The sequence below is a fragment of the Allobosea sp. 05L423 genome (assembly GCF_056397745.1).
Genome location: NZ_JBFTOA010000003.1, coordinates 370,861 through 394,965, shown reverse-complemented (window position 1 = coordinate 394,965; position 24,105 = coordinate 370,861). Strand labels below are relative to the sequence as shown.

General features: G+C 68.0%; 26 protein-coding genes. 6 read left to right on the top strand and 20 right to left on the bottom strand.

All coding sequences use genetic code 11. The annotated features are described in order from the left end of the window. Positions 1-11: 11 nt before the first annotated feature. The 12 genes from AC1DNE_RS09965 to AC1DNE_RS09910 all read right to left on the bottom strand — a co-directional run bounded on the left by AC1DNE_RS09965 (position 12) and on the right by AC1DNE_RS09910 (position 9,212). Complete coding sequence (locus tag AC1DNE_RS09965; protein ID WP_441468608.1) at positions 12-335, bottom strand: PepSY domain-containing protein; 324 nt, start codon at positions 333-335, stop codon at positions 12-14. A gap of 63 nt (positions 336-398) precedes the next feature. Then, positions 399-4,316, bottom strand: a complete 3,918-nt coding sequence (locus AC1DNE_RS09960) for a baseplate multidomain protein megatron (RefSeq protein ID WP_441468609.1) — start codon at positions 4,314-4,316, stop codon at positions 399-401. After that, a complete protein-coding gene (locus tag AC1DNE_RS09955; protein ID WP_441468610.1) occupies positions 4,316-4,747 on the bottom strand; it encodes an NlpC/P60 family protein in 432 nt (143 codons plus the stop codon). Before AC1DNE_RS09955 ends, AC1DNE_RS09960 begins: the two co-directional genes overlap by 1 nt. After that, complete coding sequence (locus AC1DNE_RS09950; RefSeq protein ID WP_441468611.1) at positions 4,744-5,625, bottom strand: DUF2163 domain-containing protein; 882 nt, start codon at positions 5,623-5,625, stop codon at positions 4,744-4,746. Before AC1DNE_RS09950 ends, AC1DNE_RS09955 begins: the two co-directional genes overlap by 4 nt. A 9-nt stretch (positions 5,626-5,634) precedes the next feature. Next, a complete protein-coding gene (locus AC1DNE_RS09945; protein WP_441468612.1) occupies positions 5,635-6,276 on the bottom strand; it encodes a phage distal tail protein, Rcc01695 family in 642 nt (213 codons plus the stop codon). 9 nt (positions 6,277-6,285) lie between these two features. After that, on the bottom strand, positions 6,286-6,879 hold the full coding sequence (locus AC1DNE_RS09940) for a phage tail tape measure protein (protein WP_441468613.1): 594 nt from the start codon (positions 6,877-6,879) through the stop codon (positions 6,286-6,288). 36 nt (positions 6,880-6,915) lie between these two features. Further along, a complete protein-coding gene (locus AC1DNE_RS09935) occupies positions 6,916-7,113 on the bottom strand; it encodes a rcc01693 family protein (RefSeq protein WP_441468614.1) in 198 nt (65 codons plus the stop codon). Beyond that, the gene (locus AC1DNE_RS09930) at positions 7,110-7,454 is read right to left on the bottom strand and encodes a gene transfer agent family protein (RefSeq protein WP_476764969.1); all 345 of its coding nucleotides are present in this window, start codon (positions 7,452-7,454) and stop codon (positions 7,110-7,112) included. Before AC1DNE_RS09930 ends, AC1DNE_RS09935 begins: the two co-directional genes overlap by 4 nt. A 10-nt stretch (positions 7,455-7,464) precedes the next feature. Beyond that, positions 7,465-7,875: a phage major tail protein, TP901-1 family gene (locus tag AC1DNE_RS09925; RefSeq protein ID WP_441468616.1), complete on the bottom strand. Its 411-nt coding sequence runs from the start codon at positions 7,873-7,875 to the stop codon at positions 7,465-7,467. Positions 7,876-7,894: 19 nt separating this feature from the next. Next, complete coding sequence (locus tag AC1DNE_RS09920; protein ID WP_476841023.1) at positions 7,895-8,305, bottom strand: DUF3168 domain-containing protein; 411 nt, start codon at positions 8,303-8,305, stop codon at positions 7,895-7,897. Then, positions 8,302-8,640 carry a phage head closure protein gene (locus tag AC1DNE_RS09915; RefSeq protein ID WP_476764967.1) on the bottom strand — a complete coding sequence of 113 codons (339 nt, stop codon included), beginning with the start codon at positions 8,638-8,640 and terminating at the stop codon, positions 8,302-8,304. Before AC1DNE_RS09915 ends, AC1DNE_RS09920 begins: the two co-directional genes overlap by 4 nt. A 2-nt stretch (positions 8,641-8,642) precedes the next feature. Further along, the gene (locus AC1DNE_RS09910) at positions 8,643-9,212 is read right to left on the bottom strand and encodes a head-tail connector protein (RefSeq protein ID WP_476808972.1); all 570 of its coding nucleotides are present in this window, start codon (positions 9,210-9,212) and stop codon (positions 8,643-8,645) included. 84 nt (positions 9,213-9,296) lie between these two features. On the opposite strand from AC1DNE_RS09910, the gene AC1DNE_RS09905 reads away from it, so the two are divergent. Beyond that, on the top strand, positions 9,297-10,073 hold the full coding sequence (locus AC1DNE_RS09905) for a S1 family peptidase (protein ID WP_476764965.1): 777 nt from the start codon (positions 9,297-9,299) through the stop codon (positions 10,071-10,073). A gap of 59 nt (positions 10,074-10,132) precedes the next feature. Continuing rightward, positions 10,133-10,978: a S1 family peptidase gene (locus AC1DNE_RS09900; RefSeq protein ID WP_476764964.1), complete on the top strand. Its 846-nt coding sequence runs from the start codon at positions 10,133-10,135 to the stop codon at positions 10,976-10,978. Positions 10,979-10,984: 6 nt separating this feature from the next. Here the strand turns inward: AC1DNE_RS09900 and AC1DNE_RS09895 are convergent, their stop codons facing one another. The 5 genes from AC1DNE_RS09895 to AC1DNE_RS09875 all read right to left on the bottom strand — a co-directional run bounded on the left by AC1DNE_RS09895 (position 10,985) and on the right by AC1DNE_RS09875 (position 15,721). Continuing rightward, positions 10,985-12,232, bottom strand: a complete 1,248-nt coding sequence (locus tag AC1DNE_RS09895; RefSeq protein ID WP_476764963.1) for a phage major capsid protein — start codon at positions 12,230-12,232, stop codon at positions 10,985-10,987. A 21-nt stretch (positions 12,233-12,253) separates the two neighbouring features. Continuing rightward, the gene (locus tag AC1DNE_RS09890) at positions 12,254-12,760 is read right to left on the bottom strand and encodes an HK97 family phage prohead protease (protein ID WP_441468623.1); all 507 of its coding nucleotides are present in this window, start codon (positions 12,758-12,760) and stop codon (positions 12,254-12,256) included. A 172-nt stretch (positions 12,761-12,932) separates the two neighbouring features. Then, positions 12,933-13,133 (bottom strand): hypothetical protein, encoded by a 201-nt coding sequence (locus AC1DNE_RS09885; RefSeq protein WP_441468624.1) that lies wholly within the window; start codon positions 13,131-13,133, stop codon positions 12,933-12,935. After that, on the bottom strand, positions 13,130-14,311 hold the full coding sequence (locus tag AC1DNE_RS09880) for a phage portal protein (protein ID WP_441468625.1): 1,182 nt from the start codon (positions 14,309-14,311) through the stop codon (positions 13,130-13,132). The genes AC1DNE_RS09885 and AC1DNE_RS09880 overlap by 4 nt, the downstream gene beginning before the upstream one ends. A 120-nt stretch (positions 14,312-14,431) precedes the next feature. Continuing rightward, positions 14,432-15,721 (bottom strand): DNA-packaging protein, encoded by a 1,290-nt coding sequence (locus tag AC1DNE_RS09875; protein WP_476764977.1) that lies wholly within the window; start codon positions 15,719-15,721, stop codon positions 14,432-14,434. Positions 15,722-15,776: 55 nt separating this feature from the next. On the opposite strand from AC1DNE_RS09875, the gene AC1DNE_RS09870 reads away from it, so the two are divergent. Further along, positions 15,777-16,262, top strand: a complete 486-nt coding sequence (locus AC1DNE_RS09870) for a hypothetical protein (protein ID WP_441468626.1) — start codon at positions 15,777-15,779, stop codon at positions 16,260-16,262. Here AC1DNE_RS09870 and AC1DNE_RS09865 read toward each other — a convergent pair. Together AC1DNE_RS09865 and AC1DNE_RS09860 are read right to left on the bottom strand one after the other, a co-directional pair. Continuing rightward, complete coding sequence (locus tag AC1DNE_RS09865) at positions 16,232-16,813, bottom strand: LOG family protein (protein ID WP_441468627.1); 582 nt, start codon at positions 16,811-16,813, stop codon at positions 16,232-16,234. The two genes, AC1DNE_RS09870 and AC1DNE_RS09865, sit on opposite strands and share 31 nt — an antisense overlap. Further along, positions 16,810-18,192, bottom strand: a complete 1,383-nt coding sequence (locus AC1DNE_RS09860; RefSeq protein WP_441468628.1) for a M20/M25/M40 family metallo-hydrolase — start codon at positions 18,190-18,192, stop codon at positions 16,810-16,812. The genes AC1DNE_RS09865 and AC1DNE_RS09860 overlap by 4 nt, the downstream gene beginning before the upstream one ends. A gap of 185 nt (positions 18,193-18,377) precedes the next feature. Between AC1DNE_RS09860 and AC1DNE_RS09855 the strand changes: the two genes are divergently transcribed. Beyond that, positions 18,378-19,721, top strand: coding sequence for an Nramp family divalent metal transporter (locus AC1DNE_RS09855; RefSeq protein WP_441468629.1), 1,344 nt, complete (start codon positions 18,378-18,380; stop codon positions 19,719-19,721). 141 nt (positions 19,722-19,862) lie between these two features. Here AC1DNE_RS09855 and AC1DNE_RS09850 read toward each other — a convergent pair whose 3' ends face one another. Further along, positions 19,863-21,407 (bottom strand): helicase HerA-like domain-containing protein, encoded by a 1,545-nt coding sequence (locus tag AC1DNE_RS09850; RefSeq protein WP_476764961.1) that lies wholly within the window; start codon positions 21,405-21,407, stop codon positions 19,863-19,865. 156 nt (positions 21,408-21,563) lie between these two features. Between AC1DNE_RS09850 and AC1DNE_RS09845 the strand changes: the two genes are divergently transcribed. Together AC1DNE_RS09845 and AC1DNE_RS09840 are read left to right on the top strand one after the other, a co-directional pair. Then, positions 21,564-21,950 (top strand): DUF2267 domain-containing protein, encoded by a 387-nt coding sequence (locus AC1DNE_RS09845; RefSeq protein WP_149130337.1) that lies wholly within the window; start codon positions 21,564-21,566, stop codon positions 21,948-21,950. Positions 21,951-22,131: 181 nt separating this feature from the next. Continuing rightward, positions 22,132-24,105: a methylmalonyl-CoA mutase subunit beta gene (locus tag AC1DNE_RS09840; RefSeq protein ID WP_476841022.1), complete on the top strand. Its 1,974-nt coding sequence runs from the start codon at positions 22,132-22,134 to the stop codon at positions 24,103-24,105.

Below are 24,105 nucleotides of genomic sequence, written 5' to 3'. Positions count from 1 at the left end.
CCGGCAAGCAGTCAGCGGATGGTGGCAATCTTGCCGGATTGTCCTTCCAGCGTCACGCGTGCAACGCGCCCGTCGCGTTTCAGCGTCGTGACGACATAGACGAAATCGTCGCCCTGCCGACAGAGCCTGATGCGGACAACTTCGCCTGGAGCCGCATGGCGGGCATGGCGCGAGGCTTCGGCCGGCTGCATCACCCGGCCGTCGGCAACAGCATCGCGCGTTTCATCCGAGGAAAGGCAGGACATCGGCGTCGCATCGTCGATGCGGATGATCGGCATCGGCGGCGAGGTCATGAGCGCGAAAGCGAGGATCGGTTCGACCGGCATCATCGACATGGGCTAATCCCATCCGCGTGAATGGGCCATGAATGCATCACCCCGACCACAACCTAGACTAAATCACGCGATGGCGATCCGTCCACGCCATTCGCGCCCTCGCCCCACGGTTGTGCTGAGCTGGGCCAAAGACAATGAAAGTTCCTCCTGCTGCGAACCGAAATGCGCGAGCTCCTGCGCAGCCGGATAGAGCCACTCGGGCGCATTCACGATTTCGGCATGGATGGGCAGCTCGCCGTCGAGAACGCGGATTTCGTAGCGCTCGCCCTCCTCGCCGATGGGAACCTCGGCCAGATCCCACGAATCACCGTCGCTGCGGGTCCGCCGCACCCAGCTCAGACGGATGCCGGCTCCCGAACGACGAGCCTTCGCCCGGACCGGGGACAGCGGCAGCAGCGCGTCGCTTCTCACCTCTGCCGTGACCTGCGTCATCGTCGGGTCGCCGACATCGTGGCGCGCCGGGCCAATGCGGTAGCGTTGCTGCTTGCCGATATCGGACAGATCCGTCGTCAGCGTCACAGCCGCCCCATCGAGAACGACGACACGGGCTCCGGGCGGCAGATGGCGAGAAGCAGCCGCTTCCGATCCAGCCATTCCGCGGACGAAACGCGAGAGGCGGAAGCGCTGCGGACCGATGAGATCGACCTGCGCCACCGTGACGATCTCGATCTCGCCGTCCTCGCCAATCAGAGCCAACGCGTTGGCGCCGGCGAGCGCTGCATCCGACGACACGGACGACATGACGCCGCCGCGCAACAGAACCTCGAGCGCGGCACGCCGATCGGTTCGCCAGAGCGGCCCTGGCGGGAGCTCGGTCAGCGTTTCGCCAATGATCGAGGGAGCCTCGACGAAGCCGCCGAGATCGAACAAGCCGGCCTCGTCGGCGCTCCAGATCGCCAGCGCCCCCGGCCAGGGCGATGCGAAAGCCGCGAGCGAGAGCAATGCCGGTGGCTGTGCCGCAACGATCGGCAAAGCGAGCGGAACCACAAGAGGCCGGCCGGGCAAGGCCGGCGGCGTCCGCGGAGGGCGAGGCCCGCCCTTCGCGCCTGCGCTCGCGTAGATCGCGGGTTCGACGGCACGCGCGCTGATCTGCCGGATCGTGCCATCGGCGATACGCGTGATCCGGAACAGGCGGCGGCCCGCATCGACCGGCACGGAGACGACGTCCCCCGGCTCCAGGTCGAGGCAACGCGGCGACAGCTCGCATTCCAGCGTCTCGCGCCCGGCCCAGGCCTCCTGCAGGCGCTGGTCGGCCAGGCGCTGGGCCTCGGCGGGGCGGGTTACGACGGCCGTCTCGACCGCAACCTCCCGTCGCGCCGCGCCAGCAAGGCGGCGTGAGCGGCTTCCGGCTTTGCGATAGTCGCTTTCGCTGTCGCTGAAGCCGAGGCGCAGCTCCAGCGGCAGCTCAGTCTCCTGGGTGCGGCGCAGCGTGAAGGGCTCTCCGTCGCGATCCGCAACGAAATCGTCATGGCCGAGCAGCCGCGAGACCTTGCCACCCCGCCCCTCGAAGCGCATGCGGCCCGCGCCCATCACCGCATCGAAACCGAAGGTCTGAGCGAGCGGTTCAAGCGCCTGGCGCGCGGAAAGCGGCCGGTCGAGCACATAGCCGTCCACGAAGCCGTCGACAGCCATGCCGTCTGTAGGCGGCAGGCCGAAATCGGCGAGCAGCCTGGTGATGAGACGATCGACGGGGGTACCTTCCAGGCGGCCGTTCAGCCAGTGCCCCGTCTCGAAATTGACGCCGTCCGCCCAGATGCCGCCAAGATCGGGAAATGCGGGAAACGGCCGGGCGTCCCAGTTCCAGACGACAATATGTGCCGGGTCGACCATGCGGATGCCGCTGACCGGATGAACCGGATTGCGCGCGGGATCGAAGCCGAGGCGGTCCGGATCGAAACCGGAGATGATCGCTTCCAGCCCGCGCGCCTGCACCAGATCGTCGCGCGCACCGCTGGAGAAGGGCGGGAAGCCGCCTTCGGCTGAACGGGTATCGGGAAAGACATTGGGCGCGTTGGCGCCCTTGTCCACCGCCGGGATGCCGATCTCGGTCAGCCAGATCGACTTCGCGCCCGGCACGAAAGGCGTGGCAGTGGTCTCGGCACCGCCCGAGCGCCGGATATGCGCGTTGTTCCACCAGCCATGGAGGTCCTTGGGCCGGAACAGCCAAGGCTTTCCGTAGGCACCGTCGGTGATGGGCAACCTCGCCTGCGCGGCGCGGCCATCTTCATCGGCATAGCACCAGTCGAAGGCTTCGCCCGCGGTCAGCCGGTCGCGGAGATAGGCGAGATCAGCAGGCCCGCGCGCAATGGCAGCATCGGCGTGTTCCCCGGAATCACGCCAGTCCGAGAGCGGCGGATAGTAGTCGATGCCAACAGCGGCGATCGCCGGCGAGGCCCAGAGCGGATCGAGCGGAAAGTCGACGTGCTGGCCGCCGTCACGGACATCGGCACCATATTCCGTCCAGTCGGCGGCATAGGTCAGGGTTGCCGTGGGCAGAATGGTCTTGACGTCCTCAGCGATCCCAACGAGGTGGTCGGCCATCGGATAGCCGGACGCGCCACGCAGATGCGTCAGCCCGACCAGTTCGGAACCGATCACGAAGCCTTCGACGCCACCTGCGGCCTGCGCCAGCATCGCGCAATGCATGATCTGGCGGCGATACGACCACTCGTCGGGCTTGGCGCAGGCGATGACGCTGCCCGCGAGCGCCATGTCGGCTGGGCCGACCGTGCCGACGAATGCGGCGATCTGCGACGCAGCCGCGGCTGTGCCTTCCACGCTCCCCGGGCGGCCCTGCGCCGGATCACAGGTGATCCGTCCGCGCCAGGGGTAGCGCGGCTGGCTCCCCCCGCCTGACCAGGGATCCGACAGCACATTTCCCACGGGGACGTCCATCATCAGGAAGGGATAGAGGACGACTTCGAGCCCGTAATCGAAGCGCAGGCGCTGGATCAGAGCTATGATGCTCTCGTCGGAGGGAGTGCCGCCGAAAGCCGGGCGGCCGTCGATCTGGCTGACAGCGCGCGCCGAAGCGCGCGTCAGCCCCGCGACGGACCATTCGGCGCCGACTGTCGGCTTGTGCGGGATCTCGACGCGCGGCGCGACGCTGCAGGAACCGGCGCGCAGATCGTCGCCGAACCATGACACCACGAGCGAAACGGAGCGCAGGTTCGGGCAGAGCGCAAGGAGATGGCCGAGCGCGGTATCGACGTCCGACCCGCCATAGAGCTGGTGGCGTGTCAGCCCCTCGCTGACGCCCGGCTCGGGCTCGTGGCTGACAGGCCGCGTATCATAGACGAACTCGCCAGCTCCCGGGATCAGCGAGACGGCGCGGATCATGCCGCCCAACCCCTCGACAGCGCGGACAACCTCGAAATCGAACTGGGGCACGCGGTTGCCGTAATCCGCGAGCGGGAAACGCTCAAAGACGACATAGGCGAGGCCGCGATAGGCCGGGGCGTCGCCCGCCTCCTTCGCGGCGATGAGCGGATCGGGCTCTTGCGTTTCGTGCCCGTGATGGACGCGCATCGCGACGGTGCTGACGTCGAGCTCACGACCATCGACCCAGATGCGCCTGATGAAGGCGATCGCCCCCTCGCAAAGGCCGATCGCGAGGTTGGCGTGGTAGCTATAGGTCGTCTCATAGGTCTTTTTCGAGCGGCCGCCCTTGCCACCGCTCTTGCCGCGGTTGACCGAGACCGTGACCTCCTCCTCGAAGCGCGTCGCCCAGATGAGCTGGCCGCCGAGGCGTGCCCGGCCATAGACCCGCGGAATCGATGCCCCCTCGGTCGCAGCGAGCCCGTTCACCTCCTTCAGGCGCGGCCCTTCGACGACCTTGTTGCCGCCCGCGCTGCCGAGCCAGGCCTGATCGATCGTCGCGCCGGCAAGACCGCCGAGCGCCTGGCCTATCGCGCCGCCGAACGGTCCGCCCAGCGCGGTGCCGAGCGCCGCACCTGCGACCTGGAGGAGAAGCGTCGCCATCAGTCGGTCACTCCGGGGAAGGAAAAGGCATGGCTGAGATGGCGCCGCCACCAGGGCGTGAAGGCGACCTCGGCAACGGCCGCCCCGTCATGGGCATGGATGATGCGATCAGGCTCGCTCAGGATGGCGCAGTGCTTGGCCGGCAGATGCTCACGCCAGCGGAAGAGCAGCACGTCACCCCGTCGTTCGGCCGTGATCGCGACCGGCGCGAGATGGCGCAGTGCCGCGCTCGCCAGCGTCTCCTGCCGCAGGCTTTCGGCCCAGTACGGCGTGTAGGGCGGCGGCGCCTCGGGTTCATCGCCAAGCAGATCGCGCCAGATCCCTCGGACGAGGCCGAGACAATCGCAGCCGACGCCGCGCAGCGAGGCCTGATGGTGATAGGGCGTGCCAAGCCACAGACGCGCCGCCTCGACGATCTCGTCGCGCCTCATCGGAACAGGCTCCCGCCGTCGAGCGCTCCGTCTCCGGGGCGGACGCCGCCGATGATGAAATCCGTCGTCGGCATGTGCGGAAAGCCGCGGAAATTGACGCCGTTGCCGAATTTCGCCCGGCAGGTGGCGAAGCTCTTGTCGCAGCCCGGCGCGACGCTGAAATCGTCGCCGGCCAGGATCGCCGCGGCCGGTGCCTGCCAGAGCTGGAAGACAGCGCGATCACCCTCGATGCCGTGCCGCTTCACCTCCGTGGCGAAGCCGGCATTGGCTCCGCCGGTGAAGACGAGCCGCCCGCCGGTGAAATGGCCATCCGGGTAGGAAGCAAGCCCTTCGGCGGCGAGCGCCAGGCGGCCATCGCTCGCAGTGACTTCAGCAGAAACCGGCGCCAGTGCGACGCCGCAGCGCGCATCGCCGAGATCCGCCGAGCAGGAGCGAAGGTAAAGGCGCCCGCGCTCCTCATCGAAGGCCTTGGCGAAACCGCGCACCTCGGCCGTGAAGCTGTGCTCGCCGCGCCTGACTTCGCCGACGAAACCCTCCTCGAGCAGCAGCCTCTGCTCGGGCACGGCCCAATTGACCAGCCAGATGCGGACTCGCGCATCGTCATAGAGCCCCCGCGCAAGGTCGGCCTCGTTCAGGCCCGATGCCGCGAAGGCGCCGGCGACATCGCCGCCGCCGATGGCGAAGCCGAGCTCGGCCGTCGCCTCCGCGGCCTCCAGCCCGGTCGCCGCCGCATAGGTCAGACCGTCGAAGGCAAGCGCCCGGTCATGGTCGGTAAAGCCGAGTACGAGCCCGTCGCGGCGCGTCAGGCTCCAGCAGCGGCACAAGGTGGTTGCCCCGCTCTCGATATGGGCGGCCAGAGCGGCAGGGATATCGCGCATGGTGCAGCCTCAGGGCAGTATCTCGACGACGGGGATGCGCGGGATCTCGCCAGCCTCGAACGCCGAGAGATCGACGTCGATCGCATCGATGTCGAAGCGCACGGGCACGTCGAAGGCGAAGCCCGCCGTCACCGTCGCATCCGGTGGTGGGACCGAGCCCGGCACAAAGGTGACGCGCCCGGTGGCGGTGTCGCAGGCGAAGTTCGCCGTCGGCTGTTCGACGCCATCGAGCGCGATCCGGACGGTTCCTTCGCATGGCTTGGCGATGTCGCGACGATAGGCTGACGGGCCGGAGCCATAGGACTTGCAAAGCTGGAAGACGCTCGTGGCGCCATCTCCGACCCCGATGGCTTGATCCGTCGCGGCGGGCTCCCGCGAAGGCGACGAGCTCTTCCAGTCGAGCTGATCGCGCCAGCGGAAGCCATAAAGCCGGCCCCTCCGCTCCTCGAAGAAGCTGACGACGGCAGCCAGGGCGTCGAAGCTGCGCACACCGAGCCCGGCGTCATAGCGGCGTCGGGAATGAGCCCAGCGGCTGTTGCGCACTTCGCGGCCCGAGGCGAGCGTAACGATCTGCGTCTGACGTTCAGGCCCGCCCCGCGCGCCACGCGCCACATCTGTCGGGAAACGGACTTCGTGAAAATCGGTCATCACGCTCTCCGCTCAGAGCGCGCGGCTGCCGCGCGCGACGGCACGGGCGATCGCGGCCGAGACCTGCGCTTCCGAACGGCGGAAGCTCTCGGCGTCAGGCGTTGAGACCTGAACGACGACGTTGAGCGGGCGCGCCGAGCCGCCGGCCGCGGCACGCACGCCGAGCCGGCCGTCCGGGCCGCGCAACAAGGGCATGATGGCCTCGGCACCGCGCTCGCCCATCAGGCCGAGCCCGCGCCCCGTCGGGAAATAGGAAGGGGAGGCAACGATGCCGCCTTCCGCGAAAGCTTTGACGGGAACGCTCCCACCGGAAGAGCCAACGCCCCCGCTGAACAGGCCCGTAAGACTTTCCACACCCGTGCCGAGTAGTTTCGACAGGCCGGTCTGGAGGGGCTTCAGAGCCGTCTTGAGCAGGCTGTCGGTCATCGAACGGCCGACGCTGCGCAGCACGTCCTCGAAGCGCTTGCCCTCTACGACGCCACGAGAGAAGGCATTTACGATCGATTTACCAAAGCTTTCCGAAGACCTGTTCAGAGATTGAGTCAGCGTATCCATCGTCCGCAGATCGGACGGGCGGACGGAATCGGCGCCATCTTCGCTGGCCATGATCATCCTCTTCAGAAATTGATTCAGGACTTGCCGTCAGCTGTCTGGATAGGCAGCCATGAGTGCCGACAAAGCCGCGCGATCCGTGGCACTGGTCGCCACACCGCGATGCGCGTTCAGAGCGGCTGCGATCTCGCGCGGCGTCGCCGCCCAGAACTGGTCTGGCGGCCAGGCCAGTCGCCCGAGCCCGAAAGCCATGACGTCGTTCCAGGGAAAGGCCGCCGGCGGTTTCACCCCCCCGGCGGCTGCGGAGGGCGGTCGGCGTCCTCCTCCCCGAAGGTGGCTTCGAGCAGGGCGATCGCGGCCTTGATCGCTCCGCTCAGCCCGCCGTCGAAGGACAGGCCTGCCACGTCCTCGTCCCGGATTGCCCTGCCCGCTCCCCGCAAGCCGGCTGCGATGATGCGGATAATGTCGCGGGATGAGAGCCGGCCATCCACGAAGCGCTCACCGAGAGCCGGCAGGCTGTCGACTGCAAAGGCGTGCTCGAGCTCGGCGAGCGCACCCAACGTCAGCCTCATCGATAGGGCATCCCCCGCAACCATGAGCGTCGTCTCGCCACGATGACGATTGACCATCGTCCCCTCCTCAGAGTGCCGTGAAGGCGAGCGAGCCGGCGGATTCCAGCGAGAGATCAAACGTGACCTCTCCGGCGTGGTCGCCGCGATATTCGAGGCTCGTCAGCTGGAAGGGACCTCCGATCGTGCCGAAATCCGGCACGACGACTTGCCAGTCCCGGATGACGCCGTCGAAAAAGCTCTGCCGGACGAGGGCATCCGAGGCCTCGTCCTTGAAGATGCCGGAACCGCTGATGCTGGCACGGCGCACTCCCGCCCCCGCCAGCAATTCGCGCCAGCGCCCAGCCGATTCCGAATGAGTCACGTCGACGGTCTCGGCGTTGAAGGCGATCTGCCTCGCCCTCAACCCCGCCACAGTGACGAAAGCGCCGGCGCCATCCGCCGCCTTCAGCAGCAGGTCCTTGCCTTTCTGTGCCGCCATGCGGCTTCTCCTTCCGATGTCAGAGTGTTTCGGTGACCGCGCGGAAGCGGATCGTCACATGGCCGAGCCCGCTGCGCGGTTCGCGGGCGAGCCGGCTCGACAGCCAACGCAGATTGACGAGAGAGTGCCCTTCCAGAGCGAGCTCGGCGTCGTCGAGCGCGCCGACGATCAGCCCTGCCGCTTCCAAGGCCTGCCGCGAGGAAGCGCTCTGCGCCGCCCACACGACGAGTGCGAGTTCCTGCTCGCAGCCGCGCTCGCTGCCGGTAGACCCGTTGCGGGCCTCGACATCGCCATGGACGACATAGAGACCGCGCGTCGCGAGCGGCGCCTCATCATGGACGCGCCCGGGACCGATCAGCGCCGTCAGCGCCGCATCGGCCGTCAAGCGAGCCTGAATCGCCGCCCGCAGAGCCAGGACCACGTCGCTCATGGCTTCACCTCCTCCACCAGGCAGAGGAGGCGCCGACGCGAACCGTCGGGATCGGCAACGGCTCGAATGTCGAAGATCCGGTCGCCGTCGCGCAGCCGCTTGCCGGCATCGAGATCGCCGCGCCAGCGCAGCGTCACGCGGTGGGTCGCAACCTGCTCCGGGCGCCCCTGGCGCCACTGCTCGGTGCCCGAGAGCCATTCGACCTGCGCCCAGAAGGCGGCGACCGCCTCGAAGACTTCGGTTGATCCTCCCAGCTCATCCGGCGTGGAGGCCGGCGCCTCCAGAATAAGCCGACGCCTCAGCCGGCCGATCGCAGATCGAACAGCATTCGCCATGTTCAGAGCCTTCCACGGCGGAATGGGGCCACCAGCGCGGCGATCGCGCTGGGCAGGGCCCGCGCGTCACGGCTGGCAACGTCGCCCCGCTCCTCGAACCAGCGGGCGGCCAACCTCAGCACCGCCTGGCGCAGCGGGGCGGGAACGGAGGCGGCCGTCGCCCCGTATCCGGCAACGATGTCGATCTCGATCGCGCCGTGATTGCGGCCGATCTCCGGCAGTTCCCCGGTCACGCGGATCAGCGGAGGGTCGGCATTTCTGTCCAGGGTGAGCGCCGCCTCGGTGACCGGTTGCGGAGCCCCGAGCACATCGTAGACCCGTGCCGCCTCGATCCGGGCGATCGGTGACAGCGGCAGCCTGATCTCGCCATTGCCGGGCCAGCGATCGAGAACGATGCGCCAGGGCTGCTCGATCAAGCAACGGCCCGCCGCCGCCTCGATCATCAGCCGTGCGGCCGTGATCAACGTGGCGAGCAGATCATCCTCGTTGCTATGGTCCAGGCGCAGGAATAGCCGGGTCTCGTTGAGCGTGACCGGTTCCGCCGTCGGCGGAGCCAGGGCGAGCGGCGTCATGTTCATCCCCTTCATAAGGATCGTCTGGACGGTTCAATTGCGGAGCGCGGCGCGCTATCAGCGTTCCGTCGGAAAGGAGCACTCATGCGCATCGCGAATTGGATCGTCGCCGCCTCGCTCGGCAGCGCGGTCTGCGGGCTCGGCCCCCTGCCCGCGCAGGCCGTGGTCGGCGGCCGCGAAGGCGGACCAGCCGCCGACTCGACCTTGATGGTCCTCAACGCCCGCGGCGGTGTGTGCAGCGGGATCGTGCTATCGGCGCGCGCCATTCTCACGGCCGCTCATTGCGCCGCCGGCGGAACGGAACTGCGCATTCATTGGCGCGAGGCGGGAGAGCCCGTTCTGATCGCGCCTGCGACAGTCAGCTTGCATCCCGAGTTCGATGCCGGTGCGATCCGCAGCCGGCGGCGCTCGATCGACCTCGCTCTGATCCGGCTGGCCGAGCCTCTGCCGGCGCGTTTCGCCCCGGCGGAGTTGATCGACGGGCCGCTGCCTCCAGCGGGAAGCTCCGTGACGCTCGCCGGTTACGGGGTCGCCCGCGAAGGCGAGGCCCGCAGCACGGGTACATACCGATCCGCCACGCTGGCAGCCATCGAGCCCTATGGCCCGAGCCGCATCCTGCTCTGGGCGGCGGATCCGGCCGGTGTCGGCAAGCAGCCGGGCGCCAGCGCCTGCCAGGGTGATTCCGGCGGACCGATCTTCGCCGATGGCGGCATCAGCGCCGTGACCAGCTGGTCGACCGGTCCGAAAGGCCGCAATTGCGGACTCCTCACCCAGGGCATCCTGGTCGCGCCGCAGCGACACTGGATCGACGCGACACTGTCCCGATGGGGCGAAGCGGCACGCTGGTCGAGGGGCCGGTGAAAACGCTGGACTGCGCCGCGCCACCTCCTAGATTGATCAGCCGTCCACTGGTTCACGTCATGATCCTGCGCTCGCTTGCCGCTCTCGCGTTTTCCCTTCTGGCTGCCGCAACGGCGCAGCCCGCCCTGGCTGTCGTCGGAGGCACCGACTCGCGCGATGCCCATGGCGCCCGCGCCTGGACCGTGCGGGTCGAGACCAGCCGCGGCGAGTTGTGCTCGGGCGCTGTGATCGCGCCTGAGATCGTGCTGACGGCCGCGCACTGCCTGATGGGCGGTGGCTCGATCAGCGTCGTCAGCCTCGATCCCCGTTTCCGGGCGCGGCGGCAGATGGTGGTTGCGGTCCTGCCGCATCCGAGCTTCGTGCCCGGCACCACGCCGCGTACGCAGCCCGGCACCGACCTCGCCCTGCTGCGACTGGCACAGCCGCTGCCGCAGGACATTGAGCCGCTCACACTGGGCGGCGGCCTATGGCAGGGCGAAACCGTCACCATGGCGGGCTTCGGCCTCTCGGCCGAGAACAACAAGCGCACCGCCCGTCGCCTGCGCGAAACGCCGCTGCTCAACGCCGGCAACTATACGACCCAGAACACGGTCAAGGTCGCGGTGGATGTCGAGGCGCGCGGCGAAGCGCCGGGCGCCGGCGCCTGCCGCGGCGATTCCGGCGGCCCGGTGCTGCGCGGCTCGACGCAGTCGCGGGACCTCGTGGGAATCGTGAGCTGGTCGAGCGGACCGCTCAACACGCGCGCCCGGCGCATTTGCGGCGGCTTCACCGCCATCACGCCGATCAGCGATTACCGCGGCTGGATCTCCGAGGGTAGCGCGCGGCTGCTTTCATTCGGCGGCGAAGCGCAACCGAACGAAGCGGCCCAGCCGCGCGCTGCCTTCAGCTGGTGGTTTTCGCACTGAGCAACTTCAGACCGCGAATTTCAGCCCCTTGATCGCCGCAAAGTCCTGGACGCCGCCGCCGACGCGCTTGGTCGTATAGAACAGCACATAGGGCTTGGCGGAGTACGGGTCGCGCAGGATCCGCACGCCCGCCCGGTCGACGACGAGGTAGCCGCGCCGGAAATCGCCGAAGGCGATCGAGACCGCGTTGTTGGCGATATTCGGCATGTCCTCGGCCTCGACCAGCGGGAAGCCGAGCAAGGTCGCCGGCGCACCGGCGGAAGCCGGCGGCTGCCAGAGATAATTCCCGGTGGAGTCCTTGAACTTGCGGACGGCGGCCTGCGTCTTGCGGTTCATGACGAAGGAAGCGTTCTGGCGATAGCCGGCCTTCAGCGCATAGACCAGGTCGACCAGCACGTCGGACGGGTTCGAGGCGGCGAAGGCGCCGGCTACACCGGTGTTGAGCACGCCGATATTGCCCCAGGCCCAGCTCGCATCGGCCACGCTCGGATAGGCGAGGAACCCCTTGGGCTTGTCGGTGCCGTCGCCGTTGACGAAGGCAGCGCCCTCCTGCTCGGCGAAAGCGCTCTCGACCTCTTCGGCGATCCACTGGTCGACGTTGACGATGGCGTCGTCGAGCAGCGTCTGCGTCGCGGCCGGCATGGCGTAGAGTTCCATCGCCGGAAAGGAGAGTTCAGCCAGGGTGGGCGAGCCCGTCTGCGGGCGCGCTGCCGTCTCCGCTACCCAGCCGGAGGCGGGGCCGGTAGTGGAGAAGGCCTTCTTGTAGGTGCCCGACGAGATTGTCCGCACCGTCGCCAGCGAACGGATCGGCGAGACGTTGGCCAGGCGGCGCAGGATCTCGCCCTCAACGGTCGAAGGAGCCAGGTAGCCGCCATCCGGGCCGGAGCCGGCGGAAAGGGCCTTGGCCTCCAGCCGCTTCAGCCCGCCGGCTTCGCCGGTGCGGACATAAGCCGCGAAGGCGGCCTTGTGCTCGGCGACGAGCGGGTCGCGGGCCGGACCGTCCTGTCCGAGGGACGGACGGGCGCGCTCCAGCGTCAGCCGGTCGATGCGGCGCATGGTATCGTCGAGCGCGGCATCGATGCGGGTGAGCTTCTCCTCGGTCAGCGGATCGGCGCCGTGGCGGGTTTCGATCCCGGCGAGGCGCTCGTCATTGGCGGCGCGATAGCTCTCCAGCGTGTAGCGCAGGTCCTCGAAGGCAAGCGCGAGATCCGCGCCGGCGGCCTTGGTCTCCGGAGCAGTGTCGAGATGGGTCATGGCTTCTCCTCAGGGTGATGGTCAGGCGAAAGCGGGCCGGGGCCAGGCCGTCTTGACGGCACTGATCCGGGCCTGGGGCAGCATCGGGAAGGTGACGATCGAGACCTCCCAGAGGTCGACGCGCTCAAGCCGGCGCAGGCCCGTGCGGGGCTCGTTGCGGGCGCGCTCGGGGCGGAAGCCGATCGACAGCCCGTCGATCGCGCCTTCCCGCATCAGGGCGTGGATTTCGCGAGCCCGGGTGACGACGAGCGAAAGCCTGCCGCGGACGAAGAGGCCGCGGCTGTCCTCGGCGAGACTGAGCCAGCGGCCGAGCGGCTCGGCCGGGTCGTGCTGCCAGAGCAGCTTGACGCCGGAGGGGCCACGCCGGGCGAGACTGTCGCGGAAGGCACCGGGTTCGACTACGTCCTTGCCGAGATCGGGGATGCGGAAGAGGCTGGCATAGCCTTCGAAGACCCCGTCCGGCATGACGCGCGCCGGCTGCAGCGGCAGCAACTTGGATTCGAGCGGGAGCCGATGCGAGCCGCTCATTGGCCGCCCTCCCCGCCTTTGCCGGCTCGCGGACGCCCGCCCTCCAGCTTCGCAAGGTTGCGGACGAAGCTGCTGAAAGTCTCCGTCGTCACCCCTTGGGGACGCGCCTTGGCTGGTTGTGCCCGTCCACCCCCCTGCCGCTTCGACGGAGGTTTCGCGTCGCTACTGCCCTTCATGACTGGTCCCCCTCGTGGCGTGCATTGAAGCGGTTGAGTTCGCGGACGAAGTCGTCGAAGCGGCGGTTCGCGGCCGTGAGTTCGCGCAGGACGAGCCAGGCGAGGCCGGAGGCGCTCGCCGCCCAGAGCAGCAGGCCGAGATGGCCGACATCGGCCCGGCCGATGAAGGCTGTAACGATCTGGTCGAGCAGGTTCATGATCGCTCCTTGCCGAAGGCGCGCCGGCCGTAGCCGACCGCCTCGCGTTTCTCGTCGTCGTCGAGGAAATTCGCCGCGCCGAGGCGCCGCCAGAGCGACTCGCGCTCGTCGGCCAGTGCCTCGACCGCGTCGAGATCAGGTTCCAGCAAAAGGTCATCGCCGAAAGCCGGGCCAAGCCATTGCGCCAGAGACTGCGCCGTGCGCCTCACCAGCGGGATCACGGTCTGGCGCCAGAGTGCGCGGTTGGCCTCGGCGAAATTGGCGTGGGTGTTGTCCCCCGGCAGGCCGAGCAACAGCGGCGGCACGCCGAAGGCGAGCGCGATCTCGCGCGCCGCCACGCCCTTCGCCGCAACGAAGTCGAGCTCCGCCGGGGTCAGCGAAAGCGGCTTCCAGTCAAGCCCGCCTTCGAGCAGCAGCGGGCGGCCGGCATTGCGGGCGCCCTGGAAGGAATCCTCCAGTTCCTGCTTCAGCCGGTCGAACTGGGCCTCGGTCAGCGTCGCGCCTTCCGGCCCGTCATAAACCAGCGCGCCGGAGGGCCGTGCGGCATTGTCGAGCAAGGCCTTGTGCCAGTTGCTGGCGGCGTTGTGGATGTCGAGCGCGCTCGCCGCCGGCTCGACCGGCGAGAGGCCGTAGTGATCGTCGACCGGATGGAACAGCGTCAGATGCAGGATCGGCGGCAATTCGCCCTCGTCCTGCCGGAAGCGCACCGTGTCGCCGCCGACCGTGTAGTCGTAAGCCTCCGGCCAGCCGTCGCGGCCGGGCACGACCCGCATCCGGTCGGGCCTGAGCGCATAAAGCTCGCGTGGCTCGCGGCCCGTGCTTACCCCCTCGACATAGGCGTTTCCCGCGACGAGCAGATGGCCGAACAGCATCTCGCGGAAAGCGATACCGCACTGGCGCGGGTTGGGCCGCTCGATCAGCGCCAGCGCCGGATGCTCCGGCATCTCCCGCGCCCCGACCTTGGCGACGAGCGGCGTCTGCGCCGCAGCTTCCGCGATCAGGCGCACGCAGCGATGCACCACGGGATTGCGCTCATAGCCCTCGCGCGACAGGGCGACATAGTCGCGCGGGGTCCAGACGGCGCGCCCAGCCTCGTGCAGCGCGATCAGCGGCCCGACGCGCGAACGCTTCTGGTCCGGCGCGGCACCGCCGCGCAGGTTGCGAAGAAAATCGAACATGGGAATCTCGCTTTCTGACGTGCCGTCATGCTCGGGCTCGACCCGAGCATGTCGGAAACCAGCGCTGTCTCGTCATGAGATTCTCGGGTCGAAGCTTCGCTTCGCCCGAGAATGACACCCTTACATCCCCCTCACCCGCGGCCGGCCCTTCGGCGCGAGCATCAGATGGGTCAGCGCCCAGACGAGCGCGTCGAGCCGGTCGGGCGAACGGCCGCCTTCGAGGCCGCGTGGCCCGAAGGCGCACATCTCGTCCTCCAGATCCGGGAAGGTGCCGGCATGGCGCACCCGGCCCTGCGCATAGAGCGCGGCGACCGGCTCGGCGCGCAGGTATTTGCCCCGCGTCGCCCTGACGGAAACGACGGGAACGCCGGCATCGACCTCGCGGATCACGCTCTCGACCATCTCGCCGCCCTGGTTGACCTCGACGACCAGCGCGTCCGCCTCGTGCCGGCGATAGAGCGCGACAGCCTTCTCGGCCCACTCATGAGGTCTCGCGCCGGCGAGCGTCGCATCCTCCAGCACGTGGCCGATGCCGTCGCTATCGATGCCGGCCACGACCAGCCCGCAGCGATCGGCCCGCTGTGAAGAGGAAGCCGGCGGGTCGACGGCGACGGCGATGCGGGCGAGCGGCGGACGCTGCCGCTCGCGAGCCGACTCGATCATCACGCGGGTCCAGAGCGCGTCCGGGCTCTCCTCGACGATCTCGCCATCGAGCTCCTGCCGGCCAAGCCGCGTCCCGCCATAGGTTTCGGTGACGGTTCGGACGAAATCCGCGGCAAGGTTGAAGCGGTTGTCCTGTGTCTTCGCCCGGCTGACCGCGACATGCGGCTCGACCAGCAGACGTCTGACCAGAGGCACCGGACGCGGCGTCGTGGTGACGACCTGGCGCGGGCTGTCGCCGAGGCGCAAGCCGAATTGCAGCATGTCCCAGCACTCCTGAAGGTTCGGCCATTTCGCCAGCTCGTCGGACCAGGCGGCGCCGAATTGCGGGCCACGCAGCCCCTCCGGATCCTCGGCGGAGAAGACCTGCGCGATCGCGCCGTTCGGCCATTGCAGGCGGCGCAGCGAAGGCTGCCAGGTCGGTCGCTCCCAGCGCGTGTGGATCGCGAGCAGGCCGGAGACGCCTTCGATCATCACGTCACGGACCTGACCCTGTGTCTCGCCGACGAGGGCGATCCGCTCCGTCGGCATCTCCGCGAAGGGCGGATGGCCCAGAGCCATGCCTTTCACCCATTCGGCGCCAGTGCGAGTCTTGCCCGCGCCGCGCCCGCCCAAAACCAGCCAGATCGGCTTCAGCGGCTCGGGCGGCAACTGATCGGGGCGTGCCCAGATGTCCCAGGTACAGCGAATGAGTTCGACGTCATCCGCGGTCGCCGTCGGCATCAGCTTCTTGAGAAGGCTCACCCGCATCCTGAGCGGCCAGCGCTTCAAGACGTCGAGCAAGATCCTGACGGAGCTGTGCGACATGTCGCAGATCGTCGGCAGCGGAAGGCTCATCCGTATGCTTGTCCTTCCTCGCGGCCTGAGGCTCCTCGATCGCGACCAGCTCGCGCACGGTGCGCGCAAGGACCGCCAGCGCCTTGGCGTCGGCCTCGCTTGCAGTGGTGCCTTTCGGCAGGTCGGCGAGATGCTCCTCATGCGCATCGATCTGGCGCTTGGCGGCGCGCCAGAGTTGGCCCACCACCGCCCGCCGGGAGACAGTCGCCCGCTTTGGCTTCGGCTGGGAGGGCGGTTGCGGCGTGGTGCCGTCCTGTTCAGCCATGCGTCCCTTCCCGATGGCAGGCACGAAAAAGCCGCCGGCTGGGGGCGCGGCGGCTTCGTTCGGGCAGATTTCGTGAGCGTTCCTGATCTCTACACGATCAGCGTCACGATGTCAAGACAATATTCCTACAACCTGGAGACGCAGTGCGCGAGAATAACTCAGGCCTGCTCCTTCTCGATCCATTTGTAGGTCGCGGCCGGAACATAGTTCTCCATCCGGTCGAGCAGCGTCGCCGGCTCGGTGTCGGTCATGGCCATGGCGCGATGACTCTGCTTCAGGAAGCCGACTTCGACGGTCTGGTCCAGGAAGGTCGCCAGCGGATCGTAGAAACCGGCGACGTTGAGCAGGCCGAGCGGCTTGGCATGGATCCCGAGCTGCCCCCAGGTCCAGATCTCGAACAATTCCTCGAAGGTGCCGATGCCGCCGGGCATGGCGATAAAACCGTCCGAAAGCTCGGCCATACGCGCCTTGCGGGTGTGCATGGTGTCGACGACCTCGAGCCGGGTCAGTCCGACATGCCCGACCTCCTTATCCTTCAGTGCCTTGGGAATGACGCCGTGGACTTGGCCACCGGCTTCCATCGCGGCGTTGGCGACGATGCCCATCAGCCCGACGGCACCGCCGCCATAGACCAGCGTCAGGCCGCGCCGGGCGATCTCGGCGCCCATGGCGCGGGCCCCCGCCGCGTAGATGGGATCATTGCCCGGGTTCGAACCGCAGAAGACGCAAACCGATCTCATGAACCAAGAGCCTGCAAGATACGGGCCCAGGAACGCTGGCCCTTGTGGAAGGAGGACAGGTCATATTTCTCGTTAGGCGAATGCACCCGGTCGTCGTCGAGGCCGAAACCGACGAAGAGCGTGTCGATGCCGAGCGTCCGCTTGAAATCGCCGCCGACGGGGATCGAGCCGCCGCTGCCGATCGAGACCACGCGCCCACCCCATTCGTCAGCGAGCGCCTTGCGTGCCTTCTGGAGCACCGGCGAATCCGTCGGAACCGCCAGCGCCGGGGAGCCGGAATGACTGATGAATTCGGCCGTGACGTCCTCGGGCAGCCGATCGCGGACGAACTGGCGGAAGGCTTCGGCGATCCTGACCGGATCCTGATCGCCGACGAGGCGGAAGGAAACCTTGGCCGAGGCCTTGCCGGGAATGACGGTCTTGCTGCCCTCCCCCGTATAGCCGCCCCAGATGCCGTTGACGTCGCAGGTCGGACGCGACTGGATCTGCTCGATCAGCATGCGCCCCTTCTCGCCGATGGAATGCTTCAGGCCGACCTGTCCGAGGAACTCCTCTTCCGTGAGGTTGAGATCGGCCCATTCGGCCTTCTGGGCGTTGGTCGGCTCGTGGACACCTTCATAGAACCCGGGAACGGTGATGCGGCCGCTATCGTCATGCAGTTCGCCGAGGATTTTCGTCAGCACATGGATCGGGTTGCAGGCCGCACCGCCAAACAGGCCCGAATGCAGGTCGCGATCGGCCGCGGTCAGCGTCACCTCCTGATAGACCATGCCGCGCAGGGTCGAGGTGATCAGCGGCGTCTCGCGGTCCCACATGCCGGTGTCGCAGACCAGCGCGTAGTCGGCCTTCAGCTCGGCGGCATTGGCCTTGATGTAGCCAGGAAGGTTGACCGAGCCGGACTCCTCCTCGCCCTCGACGAGGATCGTCAGGCCGATCGGCAGGTCGCCGGTCTCGGCGAGCGTCGCGCGCACGGCTTCGATGAAGGTCATGACCTGGCCCTTGTCGTCGCAGGCGCCGCGAGCCGAGATGACCTTGCGGCCTGGCTCCAGCTCGCGGACGGTCGGCTTGAAGGGATCGGTATCCCAGAGGTTCAGCGGATCGACCGGCTGGACGTCGTAGTGGCCGTAGAACAGCGCATGCGGCGCGCCCGGCTTCGGCCGATGGGCGAGGACGACGGGATGGCCGCCAGTCTCGCGCAGCTCGGCCTTGAAACCGAGAGATTCAAGATCGGCCCTCAGCCATTCGGCAGCGGCGCGCGTCTGCGCATTGAACGCCGGGTCGGTGCCGATCGAAGGGATTTCGAGCCAGGAAGACAGGCGTTCGAGGGAACCGTCGAGCCCGGTGTCGAGACGGTCGAGAATAGCGGGGAGCTTGGTCATGGCTGCCATCGGAAGCGATTCAGGTGACACCATCATGGCAAGAGCCCGCACGGGCGTCAGCCCACAATCATGCATTGCCGCCCGGCCTGGTCGCAACTCTAATTGACAACGCTTCGCAACTGCATTGACAGCACCCGGAACGGCAGCTACTCCTTATTGCGAACAAGTTGCAGCAAGGTCCAATCATGTCGCAGGGCGCCCCGGAATCTACCTCGATCTGGCTTCGGTCTCGGGGCGAACCTTCGCTGACGGACGTCTTCCGAACGGTCGCGGTGACGCCGACCTCCTCGTCCTGGCGCAAGTTCCTGGCCTTCTTCGGCCCGGGCTATCTCGTTGCCGTGGGCTATATGGACCCCGGCAACTGGGCGACCTCGCTCGCGGGCGGCGCTCAGTTCGGCTACACGCTGCTCGTCGTCGCGCTCGTCTCGAACTTGATGGCGATCATCCTGCAGTCGCTCTGCGCGCGGCTCGCCATCGCCACCGGGCGCGACCTCGCCCAGGCCTGCCGCGACGCCTATCCACCCTATATGGCCTGGCCGCTCTGGCTGCTGGCCGAACTGGCGATCTGCGCCACCGACCTCGCCGAGGTGATCGGCACGGCGATCGGTCTCAATCTGCTCTTCGGCATCCCGCTCGAGATCGGTGTTCTGATCACCGCCTTCGACGTGTTCATCATCCTGTGGCTGCAGACGCGCGGCTTCCGCTGGATCGAGGCCTTCATCATCACGTTGCTCGGCGTCATCGCGCTGTGCTTCGGCATCCAGATCGCGCTCGCCGATCCGAACTGGGGCGAGGTGATCCGCGGCTTCGCGCCGACGACCGAGATCGTGACCAACCCGAACATGCTCTACATCGCGCTCGGCATCATCGGCGCGACTGTCATGCCTCACAACCTCTACCTGCACTCCGGCATCGTGCAGACCCGCGCCTATGGCCACACGCTGCCGGAGAAGCGCGAGGCGCTGAAGTTCGCGACGATCGACTCCACCGTCGCGCTCTGCTTCGCGCTGCTGATCAATGCCTCCATCTTGATCCTCGCCGCCGCGACCTTCCACAAAGCCGGGCATACCGACGTCGCTGAACTCGGCAAGGCGCAGGAACTACTGCAGCCCCTGCTCGGCGCTTCGATCGCGCCCTCGCTCTTCGCCATCGCCCTGCTCTGCTGCGGCCTCAACTCGACCGTGACCGCGACCATGGCCGGGCAGATCGTGATGGAAGGCTTCCTGCGCATCCGCCTGCCAGCCTGGATGCGGCGGCTGGTGACGCGCCTCGTCGCGATCGTACCGGCGATCGCCGTCACGCTGATCTATGGCGAGAGCCAGACGGCGAAACTGCTCATCCTGAGCCAGGTCGTGCTCAGCCTGCAGCTGCCTTTCGCGGTAGTGCCGCTGGTCATGTTCACCGCATCGAAGGGCAAGATGGGTGCTCTGGTGGCGCCGCGCTGGCTCAGCCTGACCGCTGGCCTCGTCGCCGCGATCATCATCCTGCTGAACATCAAGCTGCTGTTCGACCTCGCGACCGGGGCGTAAGGGCGGCGACAGCGTTCCTATAATGAACTCGTCATGCTCGGGCTTGACCCGAGCATCTCCTGCCGAAAGAGGCGCCAGTGCCCTTTCGGGGCGGAGATTCTCGGGTCTGCGCTTCGCTCCGCCCGAGAATGACGACCGGGCTCAGCGCTTCCCGGACATGGAACCGAGAATGCCCCGCAGGATGGCGGTGCCGACCTGGCGGCCGATCGAAGTCGCGGCCGAGCGCGCGGCCGAGGTGATGACCTTCTCGGCCATGCTCTGCGGCAGCGGGCCGCCGCGAGAACCAGGCCCCGTCTTCGGGCGCTGTTGAGGCGCGCCGCCGCCGAGCCAGCCGCCAATCGTATCGAGGATACCGCCGCCCCCGCTGCCACCCGTCGAAGCCTCGACGGGCGAGCCGTCCGGATTGAGGTTCTTGCGCTTCATCAGCATTTCATAGGCCGACTCGCGGTCGATCATGGTGTCGTATTTGCCCTTCTCGGGCGAGGCATTGATGGCCTGCTGGCGCTGCTGGGGCGTACAGGGTCCGACCTGCGCCATCGGCGGCGCGATCAGCGCGCGCTCGACCATTTCCGGCGAGCCCTTGCCCTCCAGCATCGAAATCAGCGCCTCGCCGACGGCGAGCTGGCTGATCGCCTCCTCGGTCTTGATCTTCGGGTTTTGCCGGAAGGTCTCGGCGGCGGCACGCACCGCCTTCTGATCGCGCGGCGTGAAGGCACGCAGCGCGTGCTGGACGCGGTTGCCGAGCTGGGCGAGCACCGTATCCGGGATGTCGAGCGGGTTCTGCGTCACGAAATAGACGCCGACGCCCTTGGAGCGGATCAGGCGCACGACCTGCTCGACCGCCGTCAGCAGCGCCTTCGGCGCGCCGTTGAACAGCAGATGCGCCTCGTCGAAGAAGAAGACGAGCTTGGGCTTGTCGAGGTCGCCGACCTCCGGGAGCTGCTCGAACAGCTCCGAGAGCAGCCAGAGCAGGAAGGTCGCGTAGAGCCGCGGATTGTTCATCAGCTTGTCGGCGGCGAGGATGTTGACGATGCCGCGGCCATCGCGATCCGTCTTCATCAGGTCGTTGATGTCGAGGGCAGGCTCGCCGAAGAAAAGATCGCCCCTCTGGTTCTCCAGAACCAGCAGCGCGCGCTGGATCGTGCCGACGGTCGCCGAGGTGACGTTGCCGTATTTGGTGGTCAGCTCCTGGGCGTTCTCGGCGATGAAGGTCAGGATCGCGCGCAGGTCCTTCAGGTCGAGCAGCAGGAGCTTCTGCTCGTCGGCGATGCGGAAGGCGATGTTGAGCACGCCCTCCTGCGTGTCGTTGAGATCGAGCAGGCGCGCCAGCAGCAACGGCCCCATTTCGGAGATCGTGGCGCGGACGGGGTGGCCCTGCTCGCCGAACACGTCCCAGAACACCGTGGTGAACTGGTCCGGCTCGTATTTCAGGCCGAGTTCCTTGGCCCGGTTGACGAAGGCCGGCTTGGAATCGCCGGGCGCGACGATGCCGGAGAGATCGCCCTTGATGTCGGCCGCGAAGACCGGGACGCCGTTGCGGGCGAAGCCTTCGGCCATCACCTGCAGCGTCACGGTCTTGCCGGTGCCGGTCGCGCCGGTCACGAGGCCGTGGCGGTTGGCGAGCTTGAGCAACAAGTTTTCAGGCTTGCCACTCTTGCCGATCAGAATCGCACCGTCATCCGCCATCGCATCCGCCTATGAGATTTCTCAGAACCTGTGTGGAGGGTGTAACCAAACGACGCAGAAGGCGGAAGCCCGAGCCCGTTGGAATCAGATCGTAAATATGTAAACTATTTTTGGAGGGCTTCGCGGCGAAGCCGTTTTGGCGAGGGGATTGGGACTATGGAAGAACTGCTCACGCGGGTTGCTGCGGCGGCCGGCATCAACGAAGAACTCGCCCGCAAGGCGGTCGGCATCATCCTCGCCTTCCTGCAGAAGGAAGGTCCGGCGACCGAGATCGGCCAGCTGATGGCGGCATTGCCGGGCGCGCAGGCGCTCGCGGATGCCGAAGGCGGCGCCAAGGGCGGCATGCTCGGCGCGATCGGCGGGCTGATGGGCGGTGGCGGCGGCGTGATGGCGCTCGGCGGCCAGCTGATGGGCGCGGGCCTCTCGATGGGCCAGATCCAGAGCGTCTCGAAGGAAATGTTCGCCGTCGGCCGCGAGAAGGCCGGCGAGGACGCGATGGGCGCGATCGTGGGCGCCATTCCCGGCCTCGGTCAGTTCGTCTGATTTAATCGGAATTTGATGCCGCCGCTGCGCCGTCTTCGGGCGGAATCGCGGCGGCATTTTCGTATCCCTGCCCCTATTCTTGCACCTGCCCTGCGACGAAGTAGGGATGGCGGTGCGCACGCGCCCATGGCAATCAGCACTCCACGGCTGCACACTATGCGGAAGAGGAGCATTGGCGCGCATGAACTCGGCTGCCCCATCCGACCTTCCCTATCTCGACGCCTTCCCGGCGCCGTCGCATGACGTCTGGCGCGCGGCGGTCGACAAGGTTCTGAAGGGCGCGGATTTCGAGAAGCAGCTCGTCGGCCGCAGCGCCGACGGCATCCGCATCGAGCCGCTCTACCCCGCCGCCGCCTCGGCCGCGCGCGCCCTGCGCGCCGAAGCCGGGCGCTGGCATGTCGCCGCCCGGCTCGACCATCCCGAGCCGAAGGAAGCCCAGGCGCTCGCGCTGGCCGATCTGGAAGGCGGCGCCGACACGCTGACGATCAGCTTTGCAGGTGCGCCGGCGGCGCGCGGTTACGGCCTCGTCGCCGACGATGTCGCGGCTCTCGATGCCGCGCTCGACGGCGTGATGCTCGATCTCATCCGGCTGCGGCTCGACCCTGCCCCGGAGGGCCGCATCAACGCCTTGCTGCTGGCGGCGCTGATCGAGAAGCGCGGCCATGCACCGGCCGAGCTTTCCGTGGAATTCGGCCTCGACCCGATCGGCGCCTTCGCCGGGCTGGGCTCGCTTGCCGTCTCATGGCCCGAGGTCGGGCGCCGGCTCACTGAGACCATTCGCGCCCTCAAGGACCACGGCTTCTCCGGCCCGTTCATCACTGTCGACAGTCGCCCCTACCATGAGGCCGGCGCCAGCGAGGCGCAGGAGCTCGGCGCGGCGCTTGCCACCGCCGTCGCCTATCTGCGCACGCTCGAAGCCCAGGGTTTTTCACTGGCAGAGGCGCGCGACACCCTCGCCTTCACACTGGTCGCCGATACCGACGAATTCCTGACGGTCGCGAAGTTCCGGGCAGCGCRGCTGCTCTGGGACCGCATCCAGCAGGCCTGCGGCCTGTCACCGAAGCCGGCGCGGATTCATGCGGAGACGGCCTGGCGTTCGCTGACCAGGCGCGATCCCTGGGTCAATCTGCTGCGCGGCACCGTCGCCGCCTTCTCGGCCGGGGTCGGCGGAGCGGATTCGTTGAGCGTCCAGCCCTTCACCGCCGCGCTTGGCCTGCCCGATGCATTCGCGCGCCGTGTCGCGCGCAACACGCAGCTCATCCTCCTGGCGGAAAGCAACCTCTGGCGCGTCGCCGATCCCGCCGCCGGCGCCGGCGGCTTCGAGGCACTGACGCAGGCGCTCTGCCAGCAGGGTTGGCTGGCCTTTCAGGAGATCGAACGGCAGAACAGCGGCGACCTGCGCGGCATCGTCGCCGGGCTCACCAACGGCTCCGTGCAGAAGACGCTCGCCGAGCAGAGGGCGGCGCGCATGAAGGCGGTGGCGACGCGCCGGGAGCCGATCACCGGCACCAGCGAGTTCCCCAATATCGGCGAGGGTGCGGTGACCGTGCTGGAAGTCCCGCAGGTCGCCCGCAGAGAACGGCGTCCTCCCGGCAGCCTCGCCGAGCGGAACCAGGGCGAACTCATCCGCTCCTTCGTAGGCGGCGCCGGCCGAGCCGATGCCCGGATCGCGCCCGGTGAGGCCCTGCGCGCGGATGCGCTGCCCTCGGTCAGATTGCCGGAGCCGTTCGAGGCCCTGCGCGACAAGGCCGATGCCCTGCCGCAGCGGCCCGTCGTCTTCCTGGCGACGCTGGGCTCCGTCGCCGAGTTCACCGCGCGTGCCGGCTTTGCCCGCAACCTGTTTGAGGCCGGTGGCCTTGCCGCGCCGAGCGGCGACGGCTTCGCCACGGACGGCGCCACCGATCTCGACGCGCTGGTCAGCGCCTTCCGCGCCTCGGGTGCGAAGCTCGCCTGCCTGTGCGGCTCGGACCCGTCTTATGCCGAAGAAGGCGCGGCGGCTGCCGAAGCGCTCGCCACAGCCGGCGCAACAGTGTGGCTCGCCGGGCGCCCCGCCGAGAGCGAGGCGTTGAACAAGGCCGCCGTAGCATCGTTCATCTTCACGGGCTGCGACGTTGTCGAGACGCTCGAACGCGCGCAGGCCATCGCAAGCGCCTGA